This window comes from Vibrio chanodichtyis, assembly GCF_028863985.1.
Lineage (GTDB): Bacteria > Pseudomonadota > Gammaproteobacteria > Enterobacterales > Vibrionaceae > Vibrio > Vibrio chanodichtyis.
The window spans coordinates 1-2,172 of sequence record NZ_JARBFT010000034.1 but is presented as its reverse complement, the minus strand read 5'-3'; the positions used below and the strand labels follow the sequence as shown (position 1 = coordinate 2,172).

The following is a 2,172-nucleotide window of genomic DNA, read 5'->3' as shown; positions in this document are numbered from 1 at the left end:
TCGACGAGGCTTTGGTCAAGGCGTATGCTAGCGGTAGACATAATGTATTCCTTCATTTAAAGTTTTCATTATTGTAGTGATACGCCACGTGAGTGGCAAGGTGAATCATAACAAGCGCCTCAAGAGGGACTGTCAACGCGTGGCATTTTTGTTATGCGGCAGGTTTTTGTGATTAATTTGCTATGCGTTAAGCTGGTTGGTGCGTTGCTAGCCCCTTAGGCGAGCGTTAGTTTCTATCAAGAAAATTCATAAATATTGGTGCTAAATACTCCGAAAAACTGAGTTTTGGTGCTCAAAGTTTACGAATTGGCTTTGGTGCTTTGTTTGATGCTGATTGGGTAGAAAGCGTTGAAAATGTCGCTGGCACAAGATCGCTAAAGTAATCAAACTTTGATGCATCCATTTTGTGGAAGCGTCCACACGGCAAGTTTGATTTTACAAAAGCAGCAACATCGCTTTAGGCGTGCTTTCTTTGTTGGAAATTTGGTTATTGCCCAACTCAACCTTGATCGTTTTGAGTTTTGGCTGCCAACTTCACAGCGTTTGATACTGGACGTGTTTTTGCTCGATAGTTCTGCATAAAATATGGTTCAAGTGTTTTGGTAAAAATCATTTTGAAACAATCGGCTACGAAACTAACAAGCGCCTCAAGCGGGACTGTCAACGCGTAGCATTTTTGGTATGCGGTGATTTTTGTGGTTAATTTGCTATGCGTTAAGTTAGTTTGTGCGTTGCCAGCCCCTTAGGCGAGCGTTAGGCAATTTATGGAGATTGAGAGAAGGTTGAATATACGTGAAAGCTTTATAGAGGCGGTTGAACTATATAAAAAGGCTGGTTCATTAAATAGAATTTTTATTATGATCTCATTTTTTCTTTCAGTCAGTTCAATTGCATCGTTATCAGAAAGTATCTTTAAGTGGAAAGGGTTTATTCTTGATGCTGTAGATTTTTACCAACACTACATTGCAGAAATAATCATCTATTATGCAGGATTTGTTGGTTTAAGCTATACACAGAATCAAGTACATAGTGCAGTAATATTGTCAATTGCTGTCAGTTTAGGTATGAAAATGTTTATTCTCGATCAGTTGAAATTCGCAGAGGTGATGCGAGATAAGTACAATTTTGAGGTGAAACCTAAAATTAATTTATTCCGAATTCAGGCCGTTGCTTACTCAGTGTTCGTATGGTTGAGTTTTGGACTGTCCGAAGATAATGTAACCCTAATATCCAGCATAATATTGCTAATGAGCTATCCAATATTCGTGTCACTAATTCATTGGATATTGGTTAATTTCGATAAAAATAAAACGTTGTCTTTGAGTAATGTTAGTTATTGCAAAGTATACTATGTCTATCTTGCGGCTATTTTTTTAATGTTGGGGGTTTTAGGGGCAATAAATTCGGGCATTAGTAAAGTCGCCTAACAAGGCGTTCAAGAGGGATTCATGCCGCGTGGCATTTTTGGTGTGCGGTGATTTTTGGTGGTGAAAGTGGTTTGCAGAAAGTTGGCTTATGCGGCATTCACCCCTTAACGCGGCGTTAAGCAGCTAGGTAATTTGGTAATAATAAATGAATTTTAATCAAAGATTTGAATGTACAACTTGTGAGTGTTTAGTTGACTGCAGAATAGGTATGTCCAACAGAGATTTTCAGCCTATAAGATTTTGCTGTCCGAGTTGTGGAGAGGCTATTTATATTGAAATTGGGAAAGGCGTGAAAGTAAAAGGTGCTAAAGCTATTCAGTTTGATGGCCCTTTTACTAATGAGTATCCATTTGTCGATTTACATCTAGACTTCCCTGTCACTTTTGGTAAATACCAAATGGGGCATACCCCATTTCTAAAAGCAATAGGTAGAATTGGACATGAAAATTTCGCTATTCATAATGCTAGATTAAATGGTTTGAACTTTCTGCATTCAAAAACACAAGAGTTAGAGCGTGTTCTACGTCTGTACTCGAAAAACGTGAATTTGTTTGGAAGGTTGTGTGAAAAAGAGTTCGGAGAAACTTTAAAATCTGAGAAGCCACAAGATGTGAATCTCGCCTTGTACTGTGTAATTGCAAAAGTTTTTGCTCCATTCTCAATGCCAACTGTAGTGGTCAACTAAAATTGGCCACGGTTTTAGAGTTTTCCCAATACAATCGTTCTGACTCATTGGGTGTCAAGC

General features: G+C 38.4%; 3 protein-coding genes. All 3 read left to right on the top strand.

The window, feature by feature from the left end:
- Positions 1-393 precede the first annotated feature (393 nt).
- The 3 genes from PUN32_RS13960 to PUN32_RS13945 all read left to right on the top strand — a co-directional run bounded on the left by PUN32_RS13960 (position 394) and on the right by PUN32_RS13945 (position 2,112).
- Positions 394-582, top strand: coding sequence for a DUF645 family protein (locus PUN32_RS13960; RefSeq protein WP_274723711.1), 189 nt, complete (start codon positions 394-396; stop codon positions 580-582).
- A gap of 200 nt (positions 583-782) precedes the next feature.
- Positions 783-1,427: a hypothetical protein gene (locus PUN32_RS13955; protein WP_274723733.1), complete on the top strand. Its 645-nt coding sequence runs from the start codon at positions 783-785 to the stop codon at positions 1,425-1,427.
- A 145-nt stretch (positions 1,428-1,572) separates the two neighbouring features.
- The gene (locus PUN32_RS13945; RefSeq protein WP_274723732.1) at positions 1,573-2,112 is read left to right on the top strand and encodes a hypothetical protein; all 540 of its coding nucleotides are present in this window, start codon (positions 1,573-1,575) and stop codon (positions 2,110-2,112) included.
- The last annotated feature ends 60 nt before the right edge of the window (positions 2,113-2,172 follow it).

What these genes read in the sequence shown, in the direction of transcription:
- PUN32_RS13960 (WP_274723711.1), top strand. Translation starts at nt 394, where the DNA reads ATGCATCCATTTTGTGGAAGCGTCCACACGGCAAGTTTGATTTTACAA.
- PUN32_RS13945 (WP_274723732.1), top strand. Translation starts at nt 1,573, where the DNA reads ATGAATTTTAATCAAAGATTTGAATGTACAACTTGTGAGTGTTTAGTT.